The following is a 19,974-nucleotide window of genomic DNA, read 5'->3' as shown; positions in this document are numbered from 1 at the left end:
TGGAAGCTCTCATGGCTGACCCGGAATACGAGCTCTTCGCCATCCGCTATGCAACGCGGGATGCCCAGCGGAGCGAGCACTTCATCGGCGGCGATCCGCATGACGGGCCGATGCCGATGGACTATTTCATGTGGCTGGCGAGGGGAGGCGGTCGCACCTTCGTCATCGACACCGGGTTCAACGCCGAAATCGCAAGGCAGCGCAGGCGAACATTCCTGCGCTGCCCGGTGGAGACGCTTGCCGCGTTCGATGTCGACGTGGCCGACGTCAAGGATGTGATCCTCACGCATCTGCACTACGATCACGCCGGCAATTTCGACCGGTTTCCGAACGCGCGGTTTCATCTTCAGGAGCGCGAGCTCGCATACGCCACCGGGCGCTATATGCAGTATCCGAGGCTGTCGCATTCCTTCGAGGTCGAGGACGTCTGCGGGATCGTGCGGCTGAACTATGCGCGCCGGGTGCTGTTCTACGACGGCGACGCCGAGATCGCGCCCGGACTGACGGTCCACGCGGCCGGCGGGCATTCCGCCGGTCTTCAGTTCGTCCGCGTCAACACGCGCCGCGGCCCGGTCGTGCTCGCCTCCGACGTCAGTCATTTCTACGAGAACATGACGAGCGAGCGTCCGTTCACGACGGCCTTTCATGTCGGTGACATGTTGGTGGGCTTCGACAAGCTGCGAGCCGCAGCGCCGGACACGGACCACATCGTTCCCGGCCACGATCCGCTCGTCATGAAGCTCTACCCGGCGCCAAGCCCGGATCTGAGTGGCGTAGCTGTTCGTCTCGACGTCGCGCCGTCCAGGGCCGCGCATTCCCAGGACGTTGGGCAAGGCGTAGCGTAACCTAAGCTAGAAAAAATCGATTTTCGATTTTCTGTTGACCGGCGGCCGCCGCCTTGCAATCATCCGACCATGGGTCCGCTTCAGTTCCAGTTGTCCGGAAGCCCCGGGGATGGTCCGCGCAGCCTGACGTCGGCGCTGCACGAACGTCTGCGCGCCGATATCCTGGCGACGCGGCTGCCGCCGGGCCAGAAGCTGCATATCGCGGGGCTCGCCAAACAGTTTTCCGTGAGCCTCGCCGCCGTGCGCGAGGCGCTGTCGCGACTTGTCGCGGATGGGCTCGTGCAGGCGTCGGACCAGCGTGGCTTTCGCGTGAGCCCGGTGTCGCTCGCCGATCTTGCCGACGTGACGCAGACCCGGATCGACATCGAGGGGCTTGCGCTCCGTCGCTCGATCGAGCGGGGCGATGAGGCCTGGCTCGCATCGGTGAAATCCGCCTGGGCGGATTTGAAGGCCGTTCCCCATCGTTATCCCGACGATCCGACCGTGCACTACGAGGAGTGGGTGATCCGTCACCGCATCTTCCATCGTGCGCTGGTCAACGCGTGCGGCTCGCCATGGCTGCTCGGCTTCCGCGACGTGCTGCACGAGCAGAGCGAGCGATATCGCCGCCTCTCGATCCGCCGAGAGGCCGGTGGCAAGCCGCGTAACGTCGAAGCCGAACACAAGGCGATCGTCGCCGCCGTGATCAGGCGCGATGCGGATGCGGCAGTTCGCGCCTTGTCAAAGCACTTCGGCACCACCAAAGAATTCGTCGAGCTCGCCGCCTCTCGCATTGCGGAGGTGAGCCGTACGACCTGACGATCCGGAAAAATCCGGCACACAAAAAACAGAGACCGGGAGGAAGCCAATAATGAAGATCAATCACGCGCTGATGTCGCTGATCGCCGCCGCTATTCTGGTGGGCCCTGCGAGCGCCGCCGACACCATCCGCGTCGGCCTGCCGACGAAAACCTATTGGCCGACCACGATCGCCGAGACGGCGGTGCGGCAGAAACTGTTCGAGAAGGAAGGCATCCAGGCTGAGCTCACGATCTACCGCAGCGGCGCGGAGACGTTCGAGGGCATGGCTGCGGGCGCGGCCGACATCATTCTCGATCCGCCGTCGCTGGTCTCCGCCGGACGCAAGAAGGGCGTCATGTCGCGGATCGTCGCCAATGCCGCGATGGGCAATTTCGGCTGGCAATTGATGGTCCCGACCAAGTCGACGCTCGACGTCAAGGACCTCAACGGCAAGAAGGTGGCGATCACCGCGGCCGGCTCCGGCTCCGACCTGCTCGCGCTGTGGACCATCCAGGACAAGAAGATCGATTTTACGCGCGTTCCCGTCGGCGGCGGCGGCTTGGTGCCGAACCTGCTTGCCGGCAATGTCGAGGCCGCCGTGGTCTATTCGCCACTGAGCTTCCAGATCTCGAAGTCAGGCGAGGCCAAGCCCATCCTCGATTACGCGACCGCGGTCCCGCCGAACCTCACTGCGGGCTGGATCGTGCTCGACAAATTCGCCGAGGCCAAGCCCCAGATGGTGCAGAAGGCGGTGAACGCCCTCTATGGTGCGGTCGCGTTCATGCGCGCCAACCGCGACGTCACCGTCAAGCTGATCGCTGAGCTCTATGAAATGCCGCCGGAGATCGCGGGCCTTGAGTACGACAACACGATCATGAAGCTCGAGACCAGCGGCGACATGGGCGCGGCCGACGTCAATGCGGCCGTGCAGCTCTCGCTCGACCTCGCCAAGCTCGGCGGACTCAAGGACATCGTGCCGGTCGAGGACGTGATCTCGGCCAAGTTCAAGCCCGTCCCGACCAAGCCGTAACGATGCAAAGCACGTTCGTCATCAACCTTGCGCGGATCGCGATCATCATCGCGGTCCTGGCGCTGTGGGAGGTGCTGTCGCGCACCGGCATCGTCAATCCGCGCCTGCTGCCGTCGGCGTCCGACACGTTTGCAACGCTCGGCGATCTGCTGCAGCGCGCGGCCGTGCAGAAGGATCTGATGGTGACCGCGACCGAGGTGCTTGCCGCGTTCGCGCTGGCCGTGCCCTTCGGTGCGGTGATCGGCTTTCTGGTCGCGGAGAACCGTTACTTTGCGGACGTGGCCAAGCCGCTCTTGTTCTTCGCCTTCAGCATCCCGAAGTCGATCTTCCTGCCGATGTTCATCCTGGTGTTCGGCGTCGGCTTTGCCCAGAAGGTGGGATTCGGCTTCTTCTCGACGATCTTCATCGTGATCATGTCGACCACGACGGCGGTGGAATCGGTCAAGGTCGAGCATCTGACGGTGGCGCGCTCCTATGGCGCAACGCCATGGCAGACGGCGTTCCGGGTTTATCTGCCGAGCATGCTGCCGGTCCTGCTGGAGGCGTTGCGGATCTCCATGATCTTCAACCTCACCGGCGTGATTTTGGCCGAAATGTACGCCTCGCGTGATGGCATCGGTCACCAGATCGCGACCTGGGGCGAGAACTTCCAGATGAAGCAGCTCCTCGCCGGCGTCGTGATGGTCGCCGCGATCGCCATGACCTTCAACGAACTTGTCAGATGGGTGGAAACGCGATGCAGCCATTGGCGAACGTGACCCCGTTGAAGCCCGCCGCGCGGGCCGGCGCGATCGAGGTGAAGAATGTCGGCCAGGTCTTCAAGACAAGGTCGCAGGACGTCGTCGCGCTGGAGGACGTCTCGCTCGAGGTCAAGCCTGGCCGCTTCGTCGTGCTGGTCGGCCCGAGCGGCTGCGGCAAGTCGACCCTTCTGATGATGATGGCGGGGCTGCGCCAGCAGACCTCAGGCACGATCACCATCAGCGGCGCGCCGATCCTTCAGCCCGACCCCGACAGGGTCGGCGTGGTGTTCCAGGAGGCGAGCTTGTTCCCGTGGCTGACGGCGGAGGACAATGTCGAGTTTCCGCTGGCGCTGCGGGGCGTGCCCAAGGCCGAGCGCCGTGCCAAGGCCCAGGATGCGCTCAAACTGGTCGGCCTCGACGGCTTCGGCAGGCGCCATCCGCATGAGCTCTCGGGCGGCATGAAGCAGCGTGTCTCGATCGCGCGCGGGCTGGTGCAGGACCCGCCGGTGCTGCTGATGGACGAGCCGTTCGCTGCCCTCGACGAGCAGACGCGCATGACCATGGGCGACGAGCTGCTGCGGATCTGGGCCGCGACCGGAAAGACGGTCGTTTTCGTCACGCACAGCCTCACCGAAGCCGTCTATCTCGCCGACGAGGTGATCGTGATGTCGGCGCGGCCCGGCCGCATCGTCGACCATCTCCAGGTCCAGCTGCCGCGGCCCCGCACCTACGAGATGCTGAGCGGCGACGCCTTCGGTGCGCTGCGCGACCGCATCTGGCGGCACATCCGCAAATCGGCGTGAGGCAGAGATGAGCGCCAAAACGCTGCGATATCTGATCGTGATCGGGCTGATTGCGCTGTGGGAGCTGCTGCCGCGCGCCGGGCTCATTCCCGAGCTGTTCCTGCCGTCGCTGTCGTCGACGCTGATCGCTGGATGGACCGATGCTGCCGAATACGGTCACGCGCTCGCAGTGACGCTCTACGAGGTCGTGGTCTCCATGGCATTCGCCTGCGGCGGCGGCATCCTGCTCGGCGCGATCGTCGGCAGCCTGCCGCGTCCGCGCGTCCTGATCATGCCGATGGTATCGAGCCTGTACGCGGTGCCGCTCGTGATCCTCTATCCCGTCTTCACGGTATGGCTCGGCATCGGCTCGGAGTCCAAGATCGCGTTCGCCTCGATCTATGGCTTCCTGCCGACGATGCTCGCCACCGCCGCCGGCATCCAGACCATCGATCCGCAGCTCCTGCTCGCGGCACGCAGCATGGGCGCGACGCTGAGCCAACGGTTGGTTCGCGTCATCATCCCGGCGGCGATTCCGACGGTGCTGTCGGGCCTGCGTGTCGGCGGTGCGCTGGTCATCGTCGGCGTCGTCGTCTCGGAGATGCTGATCTCATCGGCCGGCATCGGCTATCTGATCTCGCGCTACCGCACAATTCTCGATAGTCCGCACGTGTTCGCGGGCGTGCTGCTCGTGCTGTTCCTCGCCATCGCTTTCAATGCCGCGATCCGGTGGATCGAGCGCAAGGCGGCGATCTGGCAGACCGGTACGCGGGCCGGTCAGGCCAATGACGAGATCGCGTCGCGCGCGATGCAGCCGGCGACCTGAGGTACCAGCGTGTACGATTTGACCCTGACATTCGACAACGGCCCCGATCCCGATGTGACGCCGCGCGTGCTCGATGTTCTCGCCGGGCGCGGCATCAAGACCACCTTCTTCGTCATCGGCGAGAAGCTCGCTGACCCCGAGCGGCGCGGGCTTGCGGTGCGTGCGCACGGGGAGGGGCACTGGATCGGCAATCACACGTTTACGCACAGCATTCCGCTCGGTGAGCAGGCGGATCGCGAGACGGCAGAGAACGAAATCGGCCGAACTCAAAAAGCGATCTCCGATCTCGCGCATCCCCAGCGCTGGTTCCGGCCGTTCGGCGGCGGCGGCAATCTTGATGCGCGGCTGTTGAAATCCTCCGTCGTGGACTATCTCGCCCGCAACAAGCACAGCTGCGTGCTCTGGAATGCGATTCCGCGGGATTGGGACGACCCCGAGGGCTGGACCGGGCGCGCGCTCGACCAGTGCAGCCGGCAGTCCTGGACGCTGATGGTGCTGCACGATCTTCCGACCGGCGCGATGGACCATCTCGAGCGTTTCCTTGACGCTGCCGAGGCGGCCGGCGCCCGCTTCCGCCAGGACTTCCCGCCGCAATGTGTTCCGATCCGCAACGGCGAGATCGCGCTTCCGATCAACGACTATGTTTCCTCCATCGAAGAGAGTGTTTGACTGATGAAAGTTGCGAGCTTCACGAACGCCGGCACCGCGAGCTATGGCATCGTCACCGACAAGGGCGTCATCGATGCCGGCAAGCGCCTGAAGGCATATCCGACGCTGAAGGCGCTGCTTGCGAAGGGATCGCTCGACGAATTGAAGAAGTTGACCGTCGAGAAGCCCGATTACGCGCTGCAGGATGTCGCGCTGCTGCCGACGGTACCCGATCCCGACAAGATCTTCTGCATCGGCGTCAACTATGCCACGCATCTGGCCGAGAGCGGCCACCCGACGCCGGCGCATCCGATGATCTTCACCCGCTTCGCCAACAGCCAGGTCGGTCATGGCCAGCCGATGATCCGGCCGCTGGAGTCCGAGCGTTTCGATTACGAAGGCGAGATGGCCGTCATCATCGGCAAGGCCGGTCGCCGCATCTCGCGCGAAGCCGCGCTCAGCCATGTCGCCGGCTATGCCTGCTACAATGACGGCAGCATCCGCGACTGGCAGCGCCACACCTCGCAATTCGCGCCCGGCAAGAACTTTGCCGGCACCGGCGGCTTCGGGCCCTGGATGGTGACGACCGACGAATTGACCGACGTGACCAAGCAGACGCTCATCACGCGCCTCAATGGCGTCGAGGTGCAGAAGGCCCCGATCTCTGATCTCGTTTTCGACGTGCAGGCCTTGATTGCTTACTGCTCGACGTTCACCGAGCTTGCGCCCGGCGATGTCATCGTCACAGGCACGACCGGCGGCGTCGGCGCCTATCGCACGCCGCCGCTGTGGATGAAGGGCGGCGACGTCGTGGAGATCGAGATCTCCGGCATCGGCATCCTGCGCAATCCCGTCGAGGACGAGGGACGCGCGGCCTGATCGGCTGCACTCAACAACAAAAAGAAGGAGAATCCCATGCCCATGCCAACGCATATCCTGCCGACCACGGTGGTCGGCAGCTACCCGCAGCCGGAATGGCTGGTGAATCGCGCGATGCTGTCGAAGGTGGTGCCGCGCACGCGGTTGCACGACATGTGGCGGTTGCCGGCGGAGCATCTGGAAGAGGCGCAGGACGATGCGACCATCGTCGCGATCCGCGACATGGAGCGCGCCGGCATCGACATCGTGACCGATGGCGAAATCCGCCGCGAGAGCTACTCCAACCGCTTCGCCACCGCGCTCGACGGCATCGACGGCGACAATCCCGCGATGATCGTGGCGCGCACTGGCAACACCCAGACCCCGGTGCCGCGCGTCGTGGGTCCCGTGAAGCGCAAGGGACCGGTCGAGCTGCACGACATGCAGTTCCTGCGCAAGAACACCGACCGTGCTGCCAAGATCACGTTGCCGGGCCCGTTCACCATGAGCCAGCAGGCCAGGAACGAGTTCTACAAGGACGAGGAGGAGCTCGCGATGGCGCTGGCCGAGGCCGTCAACGCCGAGGCGCTCGATCTGCAGGAGGCTGGCGCCGACGTGATCCAGCTCGACGAGCCCTGGGTGCGCAACAATCCGGATCTTGCCAAGCGCTACGCCGTCAAGGCGATCAACCGCGCATTGCAGGGCATCACGGTGCCGACCGTCGTGCACCTCTGCTTCGGCTATGCGGCGGTCGTGCCGGGCTCGAACAAGCCGGCCGGCTATTCCTTCCTCGCCGAGCTCGACGACACCATTGCCGACCAGATCTCGATCGAGGCCGCGCAGCCGAAGCTCGACCTCGGCGTGCTCAAGGACCTGTCGTCGAAGAAGATCATGCTCGGCGTGCTCGACCTCGCGGATCCCGCGATCGAGAGCGTCGACACTGTTGCCGCCCGTATCCGCAACGGTTTGAAATACGTCTCGCCGGACCGCCTGGTCCCGGCGCCCGATTGCGGCATGAAGTACATGCCGCGCGCAACCGCGTTCGGAAAGCTGAAGGCGATGTGCGATGCGGCGGCCATGGTCCGGCGAGAGATCGGCTGAACAAAGCTGGGCCGGCGAGGATGGTTCGTTCGCCGGCCATCGCCTGGCTGTGGCCAGCCTGGTCGAAATCTGCGCGGGCGTCAGCTGCCGTTCAAGCTGACAGGAATTTGGTTAGAAGCTCCGTTGTGTCGGTAGGGTTTTCCTCAGGAAAGAAGTGACCGCCCTTGACGGCCCGACCTTGTACGTTGTCGGCCCACTTCTTCCAAATTCCCAATGCGCCGCCATTCTGCTCGTAGAATGTATCGAGTGGCCCGCCAGAAGCCCACAGGTGCAGCATAGGGCACTTAATGCGCCGGCCTTCCTTCTGGTCCGCCTTGTCGTGCTCGATATCCAGGGTTGCGGCCGCGCGGTACTCTTCGCAGATCGCATGCACCCGAGCCGGATCGCGGTAGGTTTCGATGTATTCCGCTTCCACTTCGGGGCCGAATGAGCCCTGGCCGAAGGGATTGTCGAATACCGCGTCCGGCGCACCGATCAGGTATTTTTCGGGAAGCGGTGCCTTCTGCGAGAGGAGGCTCCATGGCCAGTAGGTCATGGCGAACTTTGCGTCGGCGTGGCCCCAGGCTTCCGAGATCGGCAGCACGTCAAACACTGCGAGACGCTGCACCTTCTCCGGGTGATCGAGCGCAAGGCGGTAGGAAACGCGACCGCCGCGATCGTGTCCAACCAGATCGAATTTGGAAAAGCCAAGCTTATCCATCACGGCGACGAGCTCATTCGCCATCGCCCGCTTTGTATAGGGATAGTGATCCTCCGCAGAGGCGGGAACGCCGCTGCGGCCATATCCACGAAGATCGACGCAGATGACCGTGCGATTACCGGCGAGATGCGGCGCGACATGACGCCACATCAGGCTGGTTCGCGGAAATCCATGGACCATGAGCAGTGGGGATCCGCTCCCGTAGCGCCTGATGAAAATGGTGTTGTCGTCGGTCTTGATCTCCTTTGTCTCGAAGAGATCGGAAGCGTTCGAGGTGGAATTGTTTGGGGATTGGCCGGCCGCGCGTCGCGGTAGAAGCGCCGGTGATAGAGCGGCGCTCGATGCAGCGGTCATCACCTGGACGAAGGTGCGGCGCTCGATCTTTGTCTTTTCTGTCATCCCTGAGGTCCTTCGAGGTTCGCGCGACGCTCCTGGCAAACGCCCCCCTCAATGACGACGCGGTAAGACATGTTAGCACCTCCGTGGAAGCGCGCTTTCGCAGGATTAGCGTCACTGAACCGTTCGTGCTGATGATTTCGGTCATCCCGCTGGCGCGATGGGGCAGAGGCGGGAGCAGTCGGGAAGTGATCGTTGGAATGATCCTCCGCCTGTAACCAATGTGGTCGCGTCGCCGAATAGCGGGAGGGTAAGCGGAGGTGCGTCAACGCAAGCCGCCAGAGCAATGGAGGATCCATGTCCGACGAAATCAACCACGATCGCCGGCGTTTCGTTGGTGCTGCGGCAACGACAGTAGCTGCAGCACAATTCGGCGTAATCGCGCCGGCGGTTGCAGATCCCCGAGCGAGCAAGAAGGTCGCCCGCGACGTCAGCAGAAGATCGGAAGCAGCGGGGACGGACGCCACCGTCGTTCTCGTCCATGGCGCCTGGGCCGACGGTTCAAGCTGGGCGCACGTCATTACGCTACTGCAGTCCGAGGGACTGAAGACGATGGCGGCGCCGATCCCGCTCACATCGCTATCGGATGATGTTGCGGCGCTTGAGCGAGCGTTGGAGCGGACCGACGGGCCGGTTGTCCTTGTCGCACATGCCTATGCCGGCGCCGTGATTGGTGCGGTCACGCAGGAGAGAGTGCGGTCGCTGGTCTTCATTTCGGCTCTCTCTCCCGACGAAGGCGAAACAGTCGCGCAAATATTCTATCGCGACAAGCCGTCGCCGGAGGCGCCGAAACTCACCCCCGACAGTCATGGTTTCCTCTGGATGCCGAACGACCGGTTTGGCGCGGCCTGGTGCCAGCATGCCCGACCTGAGCAGGCTGCGCTCCTTGCTGCGATCCAGCGTCCCATTGCCGTCGCGGCAATCCAGGAAAAGGCTCTGAAAGCTGCATGGAAGGCAAAGCCGTCGTGGTACCTGGTCGCCGAGGAGGATCGAATGATCAATCCGGCGACACAGCTATTCCTGGCACGACGGATGGGTGCGCAGGTTCGCTCCGAGAAAGTCGATCATGCATCGCCGATCACCGCGCCGAAGCTGGTCGCCGGAATGATACGCGAGGCCGTCGCCAACGCAGGTCCGAACGCCACGCAGCAACACGGCTGAACTATCGCTATCGGTGCGATATGGTTGAAAGTGCCATTGGCATCTTTTCCAATAGGCTTCGCGACCTCGGCTTGTGCAAACAACTGGACGGAGTCACCAGCTGAATCTTAGTCAGCGGGGGGACCAGGTTCGAGCTCTGGTCCCGCCCACGACCCACAAAGCATCTCACACCCAGCCGCCATCCACGACGTAGTGCTGAGCGGTGCAGGCGGAGGCCTCGTCGGACGCGAGGAACAGGGTGAATTTCGCGACCTCGTCCGGTACCAGCCGACGCTTCAGGCACTGTCGCTGCTGCAGTTCGATCTCGCCCGCCGGCGTCATCCATTTCTCGAGCTGGCGCTCGGTCATGATCCAGCCCGGCGCGATCGCGTTCACGCGGATGTTGTAGGGACCGTAATCGCGCGCGAGGGAGCGCGTCAGGCCGACCACGCCCGACTTGCTGGCCGTGTACGCGGCCATGCCGCCTTGACCGGCCATCCACGACACCGAGCCGAAATTGATGATGGCGCCGGCATTCGCCGCCTTCATGTCCGGCAGCACGGCTTGGGCGGCGAAGAACTGGTGCTTCAGGTTCACCGCGATGCGGTCGTCCCAGTATTCCGGCGTCATCTCCTCGGTTTTGTGCCGTTCGTCATGTGCGGCATTGTTGACGAGGATATTGATCGCGCCGTGTGCTTTGCGCGCCTCGGCGACGCCGGCGCGCAACGCGGCGATGTCAGTCAGGTCGACGCGCTGGAAATGCGCAGCCAGACCCTGATCCGACAGCTCGCGTGCGAGGCGTTCGCCCTCGTCGGCCTTGATGTCGAAGAACACGACATTGGATTTCTGCTGCGCGAAGCGCCGCACGATCGCAGCCCCAATCCCCGATGCGCCACCGGTGACGAGAACGACCTTGCCGGCAAGGTCGGAATAAACGGCGGCCATGGGCACCTCTCAAGTTGCGTTGCGGGCGGTGCGAGGCGCCGCCCAGTTGTCCCGCCAACCTTAGCCATTCCCCGCGTGAGGTGTATAGATCAGAATTTTAGTTGCGTACCTCAAAAATCGAAGGCAGGATTGCAGCCAAAGAATAAGAGCCGGTTGGGAGGAATGTGATGAGACTGCTCGGGAAGCTGGGACTCGCCGCCGCCGCATGCCTGCTTTGGGCCAACTCCGCCGCGGCCGACACGACGGTCAAGTGGTTGCACATCGAAGCCAATCCGGCCCAGGTGAAGATCTGGGAGGAGGTTGCGCGCGCCTATGAGGCGTCGCATCCCGGCACCAAGATCGAGATGCAGTTCCTCGAGAACGAGGCCTACAAGGCCAAGCTGCCGACCATCCTGCAATCCAAGGACCGGCCGAACATCATCTACAGCTGGGCCGGCGGCGTCCTGAAGACGCAGATCGAGGCCGGCGTCCTCGACGACATCACCGATCAGGTGAAGGGGTACAGCGACAGCCTTACGCCGGCAGCGCTCGCCGCCTTCACGGCCAACGGCCGCGTTTACGGTCTTCCGACCGCGCTGTCGCAGGTCGGCTTCCTCTGCAACAAGGAGCTGATGGCGAAGGCGAAGGTCGATCCCGCAGGGATCAAGAGCTGGGACGACCTGCTTGCAGCGGTGAAAACGTTGAAAGCCGCCGGCGTGACCCCGATCGTGGTCGGCGGGGCCGACAAATGGCCGCTGCACTTCTATTGGACGCATCTTGCAGTGCGCGTCGGCGGCAAGCCGGCCTTCGACGCGGCGCTGCGCGGCGAGAACGGCGGCTTCGCCGGCGAAACCTTCCAGAAATCCGGCGAGCTGTTCAAGCAACTCGTCGATCTCCAGCCGTTCCAGAATGGCTTCCTCGGCTTCAAGAATCCGCAGGCGGTCGGCTATTTCGGCGATGGCAAGGCGGCGATGACGCTCGCCATCAGCACGGTCTATCATTTGCAGCGCGCACTTGCCGCCGACAAGGTCGGATTGAGCGAAGACAAGATCTGCTGGTTCGACTTCCCGGTCGTGGCGGGCGGCAAGGGCGCGCCAACCGATACGCTCGGCGGCATCACCGGCTGGCTGATCACCAAGGGCTCGCCGAAGGAGGCCGTCGATTTCCTGAAATACTTCGTCTCCAGGGATGTGCAGACGCGGCTTGCTGCGGGCAACTTCATCATCCCGGTGGTGCAGGGCGCGGATGCCGGTCTCAACAACGCCTTCATGAAGCTGATCGCGGCCAATCTGGCGAAGTCGAACTACCACCAGAACTTCTATGACCAGAGCCTCGGCCCCTCGGTTGGCCGCGTCGTCAACGACGTCACCGCCGAGATCGCCGGCGGCAGCATGAGCCCGCAAGACGCGGCCAAGGCGATCGAGGCGGCGTGGAAGCAGGGTAACTGACGGTGGCACGCCGGGCCGCGAGCGTGTCGGCGATGGACGTTGCCGGTGAGCTCCCGCAGGTCGCCGAGCGCGGCCCGAGCTGGGACGGCAGGCTGACGGTCCTGATCCTGTTCCTGCCGCCGGCGCTGCTGTTGTTCACGCTGTTCGTGGTGCTGCCGATCGGCGAGGCGGCCTGGTACTCGACCTTCAACTGGAACGGGTTCGGCAGGCCGACCAACTGGATCGGCTTCGACAATTACCGCTTCGTGTTGGAGACACGCGCCTTCTGGCTCGCGCTGCGCAACAACGGGCTGATCATCGCTGTTTCGCTCGCCATCCAGCTGCCGCTTGCGCTCACGCTGGCCTTGATGCTCGCCGAACGCTTTCGCGGGGCGGTGGCGCTGCGCATGCTGTTCTTCATGCCTTATATCCTGGCCGAGATCGCGACCGGACTGATCTTCAGCTTCGTCTATGACGGCGATTACGGCCTTGTCGCCTCGATCTGGCGCAGCTTCGGCGCCGAGCCCCCGCATCTGCTGGCCTCGACCGATACGGCAATGCTGGCCGTGCTGATCGTCGTCGTCTGGAAGTACTTCGGTTTCCACATGATGCTGTTCATCGCGGCGCTCCAGGGCCTCGACAAGAGCCTGATCGAGGCCGCGCGCATCGATGGCGCGACGCGTTCGCAAGCCCTGCGACACGTGGTCATCCCCTTGCTCTATCCGACGATTCGGCTCTCGGTGTTCTTCGCCATCGTCGGCTCGTTGCAGCTGTTCGACCTCGTCATGCCGCTGACGCGCGGGGGGCCTGCGGACTCCTCGAACACGCTGGTGAGCTTCCTCTACAACAACGGCATCTCCCGCATGCGGGTCGGATATGGCAGCGCCATCGGTGTCATTCTGTTCACGATCTGCGTGACCTTTGCCTTCACCTACAAGCGATGGTTCATGCGTGATGAGTAGCACCGAGACCAATCGTACGCCGTTCGATCCTGCCGTGCTGTTCAAGGCGGTGTTCCTCGCCGTCGTTGCCGTCTTCGTGCTGGTGCCGCTGCTCGCGACCTTGCTCGGCGGCTTCAAATCGCTCGGCGAACTGCGCGTCAATCCGTTCGGCCTGCCACGTCACTGGGAGTGGCAGAACTATGCCGACATCCTGTTCTCCGCGCGCTACTGGCAGCTCTTGCGCAACTCGCTGATCATCTCGACGCTCACGGTGACCCTGACCCTGATCGTCGCCTCGATGGCGGCGTTCACCTTCGCCCATGTCAGGTTCTACGGCTCATCGATGCTGCTGAGCTACCTGACGCTCGGCCTGCTGTTTCCGGCCGCGACCGCGGTGCTGCCGCTGTTCATCAAGGTGCGCGATCTCGGGCTGCTCGATACCTATTTTGGCGTGGCACTGCCGCAGGTGGCCTTCAGCCTCGCGATGAGCGTGCTGCTGCTGCGGCGTTTCTTCAAGGATATCCCCTATGAACTGCTCGAGGCCGCGCTGGTCGACGGCTGTAGCTATATCAAATTCTTCCGCTATGTGACGCTGCCGTTGTCGCGGCCGATCCTGGCGACCGTCGGGACCATCACTTTCGTCAACAGCTGGAACGCCTATCTGTTGCCGCTGGTGATGCTCAACACCGATGCGCTCTATCCCTGGCCGCTCGGCATCATGGTTTATCAGGGCGAGTATTCGTCCGAGTGGCACCTGATCCTGGCCTTCATCACGCTGACCATCCTGCCCACCATCATTCTGTTTCTTCTGGCGCAGAAGCACATCGTCGCCGGCCTCACCGCAGGCGCGGTCAAGGGATGAACGATACCTTACGGAGATCACAATGAGAAAAGTCGGCATCGGAATCATCGGCTGCGGCAATATCAGCACCGCCTATCTGAAGGCGGCCCAGCGCTTTCCAGTCATGGAAATCAAGGCGCTCGCCGATATGCGCAGCGATGCTGCAGAGCGGCAGGGCGCCGCCTTCGGGCTGCCGGCGATGCGGGTCGATCAACTGCTCAAGCGAGAGGATGTCGAGATCGTCATCAATCTCACGGTGCCGCTCGCCCACACCGACGTCAGCCTCGCGGTGCTGAATGCCGGCAAGCACGTTCATTCCGAGAAACCGCTCGGCATCGACGTCGCAGAAGCCCGCAAGGTGATGGATCTCGCCGCGCAGAAGGACCTTCGCGTCGGCTGCGCGCCCGATACGTTCCTTGGCGGTGGGCACCAGACCGCGCGCAAGCTGATCGACGATGGCGCGATAGGCACGCCGGTCGCGGGCAGCGTCTTCTTCGGCTGCCCTGGCCATGAGCGCTGGCACCCATCGCCGGGCTTCTATTACCTTCGCGGCGGAGGGCCGATGCTCGACATGGGGCCGTATTACATCACGGATCTCGTGCAGCTGCTTGGCCCGGTCGCGAGCGTGATGGGCTCGACCGCGCGTCCGAAATCCGAGCGGTTGGTCACCAGCCAGCCGATGAACGGCACCCTTATCCCGGTCGAGGTTTCGACCCATGTCGCCGGCACGCTCGAATTCGAGTGCGGGGCGGTCGTCTCGATCGCGATGAGCTTCGACGTGCCGAAGCACCGGCACGCGCCGATCGAGATCTATGGCGACAAGGGCAGCATGTTGGTGCCGGACCCGAACCGGTTCGGCGGCGAGGTGCAGGTCGCGAAGACTGGCGGTGAATGGGAGCCGGTGCCGCTGACCCACGGTCATGTCGATGGCGAGTTTCGTTCCATCGGTGTCGCCGACATGGCCTCCGCGATCCTGAACAACCGTCCGCATCGCGCCAGCGGCGCGCTCGCTTTCCATGTGCTCGAGGTGATGGAGGCGTTCCAGACCTCCGCCGACGAAGGACGCCGCGTCAAGATCGGGAGCTGCGTCGAGCGGCCGGCAATGCTGCCGGCCGGACGTGAAACCGGACAGATCGACTGAGGGAATGACCATGCGCAAGGCAATGATTGTATGGGGCGGCTGGCCGGGACACGATCCCGATCTCTGCGCCTCGATGATCCGCGGCTGGCTGAAGGCGGAAGGCTTTGAGGTCCGGGTCGAGACCACGACGGCGGCGTTCGCCGATCCCGCGATCCACGATCTGTCGCTGATCATCCCGATCTATACCATGTCGAAGATCGAGAAGGCGGAAGCGCTCAATCTCTGCGCGGCCGTGCGTGGCGGTGTCGGGCTGGCCGGGCATCATGGCGGCATGTGCGATGCGTTCCGCGAGTCCGTCGACTACCAGTTCCTGTGCGGCGGGCAGTGGGTCGCGCATCCCGGCAACATCATCGACTACAAGGTCGACTTGACGAAGCCGGATGACCCCATCATGAAGGGGCTGAAGAGTTTCGAGCATCGTTCCGAGCAGTACTACATGCATGTCGACCCCGCCAACGAGGTGCTGGCGACGACGACCTTCACGGGCGAGCACGCGCCCTGGATCGACGGCGTGGTGATGCCTGTGGTCTGGAAGAAGCGATACGGCGCGGGCAGGGTGTTCTACTCCTCGCTCGGTCACCGCGCTTACGAGCTCGACGTACCGGAGATTCGAACGTTGATGACCCGTGGCATGCTGTGGGCCGCGCGGGAATGACAGCCGGTGCGACGCAGCCGGCGGTTCGCGCCACGCTGGAGGACGTCGCGCGTGCGGCGGGCGTTTCGCTCGCCACCGTCGACCGCGTCGTCAACCGGCGCGAGGGCGTGCGCGCCAAGACCGTCGCACGTGTCGAGGCCGCGGTGGCAAAACTCGGCTATCGGGGCGACGTCGCGGCCGCGCGGCTCGCCCGCGGGCAGACGTTCCGCTTCGCCTTCGTGCTACCGAGCGGCAGCAACAGCTTCATGACCAACCTGGCCGAGCAGGTCCAACGCACCGCGGACTGGCTCGCCGGCCACCGCGGCTTCATCGATATCCTCCATGTCGACGTGTTCGATCCGGATGTGCTCGCCGGTGCGCTGGAAAACCTGTCGCCGGCCTATCAGGGCGTCGCCGTCATCGCGCTCGACCATCCCAGGGTGCGCGCCGCGATTGACGAGCTCGCCGCGCGCGGGGTCGCCGTGGTGACCCTTGTGTCGGACGCGCCGAGCTCGCGGCGGCTGCATTATGTCGGTATCGACAACCCGGCCGCGGGGCGAACTGCGGCAACGCTGATGGGGCGTTTCCTCGCCGGCCGCGAGGGAAAGGTTGCCGTGATCGCGGGTTCGTTGTCGCTGCGCGATCACACCGAGCGGCAGTTCGGCTTCCACCAGATCCTGTCCAGCGAGTATCCGAACCTGCTCGCGCTGCCGGTGATCGAAGGCCGCGACGACAGCGAGCGCACCCGGGAGCTCACGGTCGCACTGCTGGCGCGCCACGCCGATCTCCGCGGCATCTACTGCTGCGGCGCCGGGAACCGCGGCATCGCCAATGCGCTGGAGGCCTCGGGCCGCGCGCGCGAAGTGGTCTGGATCGCGCACGAGCTGACCCAGTACACGCGGCGTTTCCTGGTCCGCGGCACGCTCGATGCCATCATCAACCAGGATCCCGGTCACGAGGCGCGGTCTGCGGCGCGAGTTCTGCTCGCGCATTGTTCGGGTGAGCCGATCAGCCCCGACCAGGAGCGCATCCGCATCGATATTTTTCTGCGGGACAACCTGCCGTGATTCGCGTACGCGGGTGATGCGCAGCTTGCTTCGATAGGTGTCGCGAAGCGCCGGAGCGTCCTCAACAATGCTCAGAAGTTCGCTGCCATTGCGGCGAGGTGCTGATGGGCTCTTTCGCGGGCAGCCTCGATGGGCTGTTGCGGTCCGGTGGTTGGCCCGATCGGTACGAAACGGACATTGCTGATACCGATAAAGCGCAAAATTTCCCGCAGGTAAGGCGTTGCCATGTCGATGCGCCCGCGGTTCATTCCGGTGGCGAAATCGCTGCCACTGGCGAGGATCACCGTGGTTGGCCGGTCCGTCAGCAGCGGGACATATCCCAGGGAGGGATCGAACCGAAAGGTGAGCCCGGGCTGGACGATGATATCGAACCATTGCTTGAGCTTGTAGGGAATGCTGAAGTTCCACATGGGCGTCGAGATCAGCACCCGATCGGCCAGTGAAAAGCGCAGCGCCATCCGCTCGGCCTCCGCAAAGCTGTCGCGTTGCGCGTCGTTGAAGGCCTGCGCCTTCATGCGCGCATATTTGGCCTCGACGATGGGACCTGCGAATTCCGGCAGCCGCTCGCGCCAGAGATCCACGACGTCAATATCCCAGTCCGGACGGGCCTGCCGAAACCCGTCAAGAAACACGCGCGCGCCGGCGCTCGACTCGGAGTCGGCACGGGGCGAGCAGGAGAGGTGCAAAAGCTTTGCCACCACTCATCCCAGCGCTTTGATGACGGCATCCGCCCGGGTGACGACGGCGACGTTCTGCATGGCAAAGTTGATCGAGGCGGAGTGCCAGTCGGCATTCATGGTCGAGCAGCAATCTTCCGGCACGATCATGAAATAGCCCTTGTCGGCGCCGGTGCGTGCGGTGTGCTCGACCGACATGTTGGTCCATGCGCCGGTGTTGATGATCATATCGCGGCCGGTGGCTTTCAGGATCGTCTCCAGCCGGGTGCCCTCCCAGGCGCTCATCCGCATCTTCTCGACGACGAAATCGCCGGGCCGTGGCTCGAGGCCGGAGACCGGGGCGGCGCCCCAGCTGCCGCGCACCATCGCCTTGCTGTCGACGAGGCCCTCGAACAGCGGTGCGTTCAGCGTCACGCCGGGCGCGCCGGGCTCGACCACGAACCAGACATGGATGATGGCGACGCCGCGCGCGCGAGCTGTCTCCGCCAAGCGCCGGACGTTCTCGACCACATGCTGTTGCTTCGCATGACCCGGTGCGCCTGACTCGGCGAATGCGCCGCCATCCATGATGACATCGTTCTGAAGATCCTGGATGATCATGGCGCAGCGGCTCGGATCGAGCCGCATCTCGCCGTCGGCGAGGATGGGCGCCGCAGCCGCGGGGCCGGCGCTTGCGCCGCCGCTGCCGCGTTTGCCGCTCATATAGGGCTCGTGGCGCGGCCCGGCCTTGGTCGGGATCGCATAGACCGAATGCGTCGACGTCAGATAGAGCGTGCGGAAATCCGGGCCACCCCAGGCAAGGTTGGCGACGAGCTCGGGCACGCGGACTTTTCCGAGCAGCTCACCGCGCGGTGAATAGACCCAGACGCCGCCGGGCGCGGTGACCCAGACATTGCCATGCTGGTCGCACTTCATGCCGTCGGGCAGGCCCGGCTCCAGCTCGGAGCGGATGCCGCTTGCAAACGCGCGTGCGTTCGACAGCGAGCCGTCGCCGTTGACGTCGAATACGCGGATCAGCGCCTGCACGGTGTCGTTGACATAGAGCAGTTTCTCGTCAGGCGAGAAGCACAGCCCGTTCGGCTGGTCGAACAAATTGCGGTCCACCACGAGCGTTGGCTCGCCGCCGGGCATGACGCGATAGACGCCCTGGAAGCCGAGCTGGCGCGGCCGCTCGACACCATAGACCGGCATGCGGCCATACCAGGGATCGGAGAAATAGATGGCACCGGAGGAGTGCACGCAGACGTCGTTGGGGCTGTTGAGCTCCTGTCCCTGGAAGTGCGAGGCCAGCACTTCGCGGCGCCCGTCCGGTCGCTCACGGATCAGCGACGAGGTCGCGTGCTCGCAGACGACCAGATTGAGCTCGGCATCATAGGTCATGCCATTGCATTTGTTCGACGGGCGCTTGACCTCCGCGACGCCGCGCCGCGAATCCCAGCGCCGCCGCACGTCGCCCGGCATGTCCGAGAACAGGAGATAATGATCGACCGGATGCCAGATCGGCCCTTCCGTGAAGTCAAAACCTGTTCCAACCTGCGCGACCGGCGCGTAGGGGTCGATCAGGCTCTCGAATTCGGAGCGCAAGGTGACATGCGTCATCGGTCGATATCCTCAGGTCACGTCAGGCAGGGAACCAGTTCCGCGCGGGCAGCGACTGCACGATCGGGCCGGGGACCTGGTCGTGCAGGCGTCCGACGACCATGCCGCCCTCGATCTTGGCCGGCCTGTCGTGCACCGGCAGCAGATAGCGCGAATTGCTCAGGAGCTTCTTGATCGACGCCTTCTCGGCCCGCTTACTGGTGCCGTGGTTTCCCGTCGTCCGCGGCTCCCAGTCGTGAATCTCGTTGAAGGGCGTGACGATCTGGTCGTTGAAGTCGTAGATCACGTCGCCGCAGATCGTCGCGATCCCGTCGGCAGTCTCGACGATGACGTTCATCGATCCCTCGGTATGTGCATTGGCCGCATCGCAATAGACGCCGGGCATCAGCTCGATAGGACCTGTGATCTCGAGGTCGAGGAAGCGCAGCGCACTCTTGGTGTGCAGTCGGTCGATGAGATGCTTGATGTCGGGCGCCGGATATTGCGGATGCATCAAGCCGGAGACGGAATATTCGAGTTCTTTCCGATTGAGGACGACGGTCGTGTTCATCGGAAACAGATCGTCCTTGCCGGCGTGGTCGATGTGCAGATGGGTGTGGCAGACGAAGCGGACGTCGCCCATGCGCACGCCGTGGCGGGCGAGCTGGTTCTCGATCATGTGCTCGTGGTATTGCAGGCCGCGCATCCCGAGCGTTTCCATGATCTGGTTGGAACGGTAACCGGTATCGACCACGACCGGATATTTGCCGCCGAGGATCAGAAAGCCGAGGGTGAGGACGCGGCGAGTGCGGCCGCAGTCGCGGCCGAGGACTAGAAAGCTCGATTCCAGCTCGATATCGCCATAGTCCAGGATCTTGATCTCCAGCGCCATTCGTTT

General features: G+C 64.0%; 21 protein-coding genes. 16 read left to right on the top strand and 5 right to left on the bottom strand.

The window, feature by feature from the left end:
- Nucleotides 1–11 precede the first annotated feature (11 nt).
- The 9 genes from AB7290_RS29290 to AB7290_RS29250 all read left to right on the top strand — a co-directional run bounded on the left by AB7290_RS29290 (nucleotide 12) and on the right by AB7290_RS29250 (nucleotide 7,610).
- Complete coding sequence (locus AB7290_RS29290; RefSeq protein ID WP_085403193.1) at nucleotides 12–845, top strand: N-acyl homoserine lactonase family protein; 834 nt, start codon at nucleotides 12–14, stop codon at nucleotides 843–845.
- Between the two features lie 69 nt (nucleotides 846–914).
- Complete coding sequence (locus AB7290_RS29285; protein ID WP_071915391.1) at nucleotides 915–1,643, top strand: GntR family transcriptional regulator; 729 nt, start codon at nucleotides 915–917, stop codon at nucleotides 1,641–1,643.
- 52 nt (nucleotides 1,644–1,695) lie between these two features.
- Nucleotides 1,696–2,655 (top strand): ABC transporter substrate-binding protein, encoded by a 960-nt coding sequence (locus AB7290_RS29280; RefSeq protein WP_085403194.1) that lies wholly within the window; start codon nucleotides 1,696–1,698, stop codon nucleotides 2,653–2,655.
- A 2-nt stretch (nucleotides 2,656–2,657) separates the two neighbouring features.
- Nucleotides 2,658–3,413, top strand: a complete 756-nt coding sequence (locus AB7290_RS29275; RefSeq protein WP_085403195.1) for an ABC transporter permease — start codon at nucleotides 2,658–2,660, stop codon at nucleotides 3,411–3,413.
- Complete coding sequence (locus tag AB7290_RS29270) at nucleotides 3,392–4,198, top strand: ABC transporter ATP-binding protein (RefSeq protein ID WP_041956016.1); 807 nt, start codon at nucleotides 3,392–3,394, stop codon at nucleotides 4,196–4,198. Before AB7290_RS29275 ends, AB7290_RS29270 begins: the two co-directional genes overlap by 22 nt.
- Before the next feature lie 7 nt (nucleotides 4,199–4,205).
- Nucleotides 4,206–5,003 (top strand): ABC transporter permease, encoded by a 798-nt coding sequence (locus AB7290_RS29265; protein ID WP_085403196.1) that lies wholly within the window; start codon nucleotides 4,206–4,208, stop codon nucleotides 5,001–5,003.
- A gap of 9 nt (nucleotides 5,004–5,012) precedes the next feature.
- Complete coding sequence (locus AB7290_RS29260; RefSeq protein WP_085403197.1) at nucleotides 5,013–5,672, top strand: polysaccharide deacetylase family protein; 660 nt, start codon at nucleotides 5,013–5,015, stop codon at nucleotides 5,670–5,672.
- A gap of 3 nt (nucleotides 5,673–5,675) precedes the next feature.
- Complete coding sequence (locus AB7290_RS29255; protein ID WP_085403198.1) at nucleotides 5,676–6,530, top strand: fumarylacetoacetate hydrolase family protein; 855 nt, start codon at nucleotides 5,676–5,678, stop codon at nucleotides 6,528–6,530.
- A gap of 36 nt (nucleotides 6,531–6,566) precedes the next feature.
- Nucleotides 6,567–7,610: a 5-methyltetrahydropteroyltriglutamate--homocysteine methyltransferase gene (locus tag AB7290_RS29250; protein ID WP_201266222.1), complete on the top strand. Its 1,044-nt coding sequence runs from the start codon at nucleotides 6,567–6,569 to the stop codon at nucleotides 7,608–7,610.
- Nucleotides 7,611–7,701: 91 nt separating this feature from the next.
- Here AB7290_RS29250 and AB7290_RS29245 read toward each other — a convergent pair whose 3' ends face one another.
- Complete coding sequence (locus AB7290_RS29245; protein ID WP_085403199.1) at nucleotides 7,702–8,709, bottom strand: alpha/beta fold hydrolase; 1,008 nt, start codon at nucleotides 8,707–8,709, stop codon at nucleotides 7,702–7,704.
- A gap of 294 nt (nucleotides 8,710–9,003) precedes the next feature.
- Between AB7290_RS29245 and AB7290_RS29240 the strand changes: the two genes are divergently transcribed.
- Nucleotides 9,004–9,867, top strand: a complete 864-nt coding sequence (locus AB7290_RS29240; RefSeq protein ID WP_085403200.1) for an alpha/beta fold hydrolase — start codon at nucleotides 9,004–9,006, stop codon at nucleotides 9,865–9,867.
- 165 nt (nucleotides 9,868–10,032) lie between these two features.
- Here AB7290_RS29240 and AB7290_RS29235 read toward each other — a convergent pair whose 3' ends face one another.
- A complete protein-coding gene (locus AB7290_RS29235; RefSeq protein ID WP_063984354.1) occupies nucleotides 10,033–10,791 on the bottom strand; it encodes an SDR family NAD(P)-dependent oxidoreductase in 759 nt (252 codons plus the stop codon).
- Nucleotides 10,792–10,958: 167 nt separating this feature from the next.
- Here AB7290_RS29235 and AB7290_RS29230 point away from each other — a divergent pair, with 167 nt between their 5' ends.
- Genes AB7290_RS29230 through AB7290_RS29205 form a run of 6 tightly spaced genes read left to right on the top strand, consistent with a single transcriptional unit; the run spans nucleotide 10,959 to nucleotide 16,821 of the window.
- Nucleotides 10,959–12,218, top strand: coding sequence for an extracellular solute-binding protein (locus AB7290_RS29230; protein ID WP_028155765.1), 1,260 nt, complete (start codon nucleotides 10,959–10,961; stop codon nucleotides 12,216–12,218).
- 2 nt (nucleotides 12,219–12,220) lie between these two features.
- Nucleotides 12,221–13,159 carry a carbohydrate ABC transporter permease gene (locus tag AB7290_RS29225; protein ID WP_085403201.1) on the top strand — a complete coding sequence of 313 codons (939 nt, stop codon included), beginning with the start codon at nucleotides 12,221–12,223 and terminating at the stop codon, nucleotides 13,157–13,159.
- Nucleotides 13,152–14,000, top strand: a complete 849-nt coding sequence (locus AB7290_RS29220) for a carbohydrate ABC transporter permease (RefSeq protein ID WP_085403202.1) — start codon at nucleotides 13,152–13,154, stop codon at nucleotides 13,998–14,000. Before AB7290_RS29225 ends, AB7290_RS29220 begins: the two co-directional genes overlap by 8 nt.
- Nucleotides 14,001–14,022: 22 nt before the next feature.
- Entirely contained in the window at nucleotides 14,023–15,120 is a 1,098-nt protein-coding gene (locus AB7290_RS29215; protein WP_085403203.1) for a Gfo/Idh/MocA family protein, read from the top strand.
- 10 nt (nucleotides 15,121–15,130) lie between these two features.
- On the top strand, nucleotides 15,131–15,775 hold the full coding sequence (locus AB7290_RS29210; protein WP_014496439.1) for a ThuA domain-containing protein: 645 nt from the start codon (nucleotides 15,131–15,133) through the stop codon (nucleotides 15,773–15,775).
- Complete coding sequence (locus tag AB7290_RS29205; RefSeq protein WP_085403217.1) at nucleotides 15,772–16,821, top strand: LacI family DNA-binding transcriptional regulator; 1,050 nt, start codon at nucleotides 15,772–15,774, stop codon at nucleotides 16,819–16,821. The genes AB7290_RS29210 and AB7290_RS29205 overlap by 4 nt, the downstream gene beginning before the upstream one ends.
- A gap of 71 nt (nucleotides 16,822–16,892) precedes the next feature.
- On the opposite strand, the gene AB7290_RS29200 is transcribed toward AB7290_RS29205, so the two are convergent.
- From AB7290_RS29200 to AB7290_RS29190, 3 genes are read right to left on the bottom strand one after another with little or no spacing between them, the layout of a single operon-like run.
- The gene (locus tag AB7290_RS29200) at nucleotides 16,893–17,519 is read right to left on the bottom strand and encodes an FMN-dependent NADH-azoreductase (RefSeq protein WP_085403218.1); all 627 of its coding nucleotides are present in this window, start codon (nucleotides 17,517–17,519) and stop codon (nucleotides 16,893–16,895) included.
- 3 nt (nucleotides 17,520–17,522) lie between these two features.
- Nucleotides 17,523–19,097, bottom strand: a complete 1,575-nt coding sequence (locus tag AB7290_RS29195; RefSeq protein ID WP_085403204.1) for an isochorismatase family protein — start codon at nucleotides 19,095–19,097, stop codon at nucleotides 17,523–17,525.
- Nucleotides 19,098–19,119: 22 nt separating this feature from the next.
- Nucleotides 19,120–19,968, bottom strand: coding sequence for an N-acyl homoserine lactonase family protein (locus AB7290_RS29190; RefSeq protein ID WP_028147221.1), 849 nt, complete (start codon nucleotides 19,966–19,968; stop codon nucleotides 19,120–19,122).
- Nucleotides 19,969–19,974 lie beyond the last annotated feature (6 nt).

Source organism: Bradyrhizobium sp. 613_E4_N2_2, from assembly GCF_052075995.1.
Classification (GTDB): Bacteria; Pseudomonadota; Alphaproteobacteria; order Rhizobiales; family Xanthobacteraceae; genus Bradyrhizobium; species Bradyrhizobium barranii.
The sequence above is the reverse complement of the archived record's forward strand: the minus strand, read 5'-3'. Positions and strand labels throughout refer to the sequence as shown.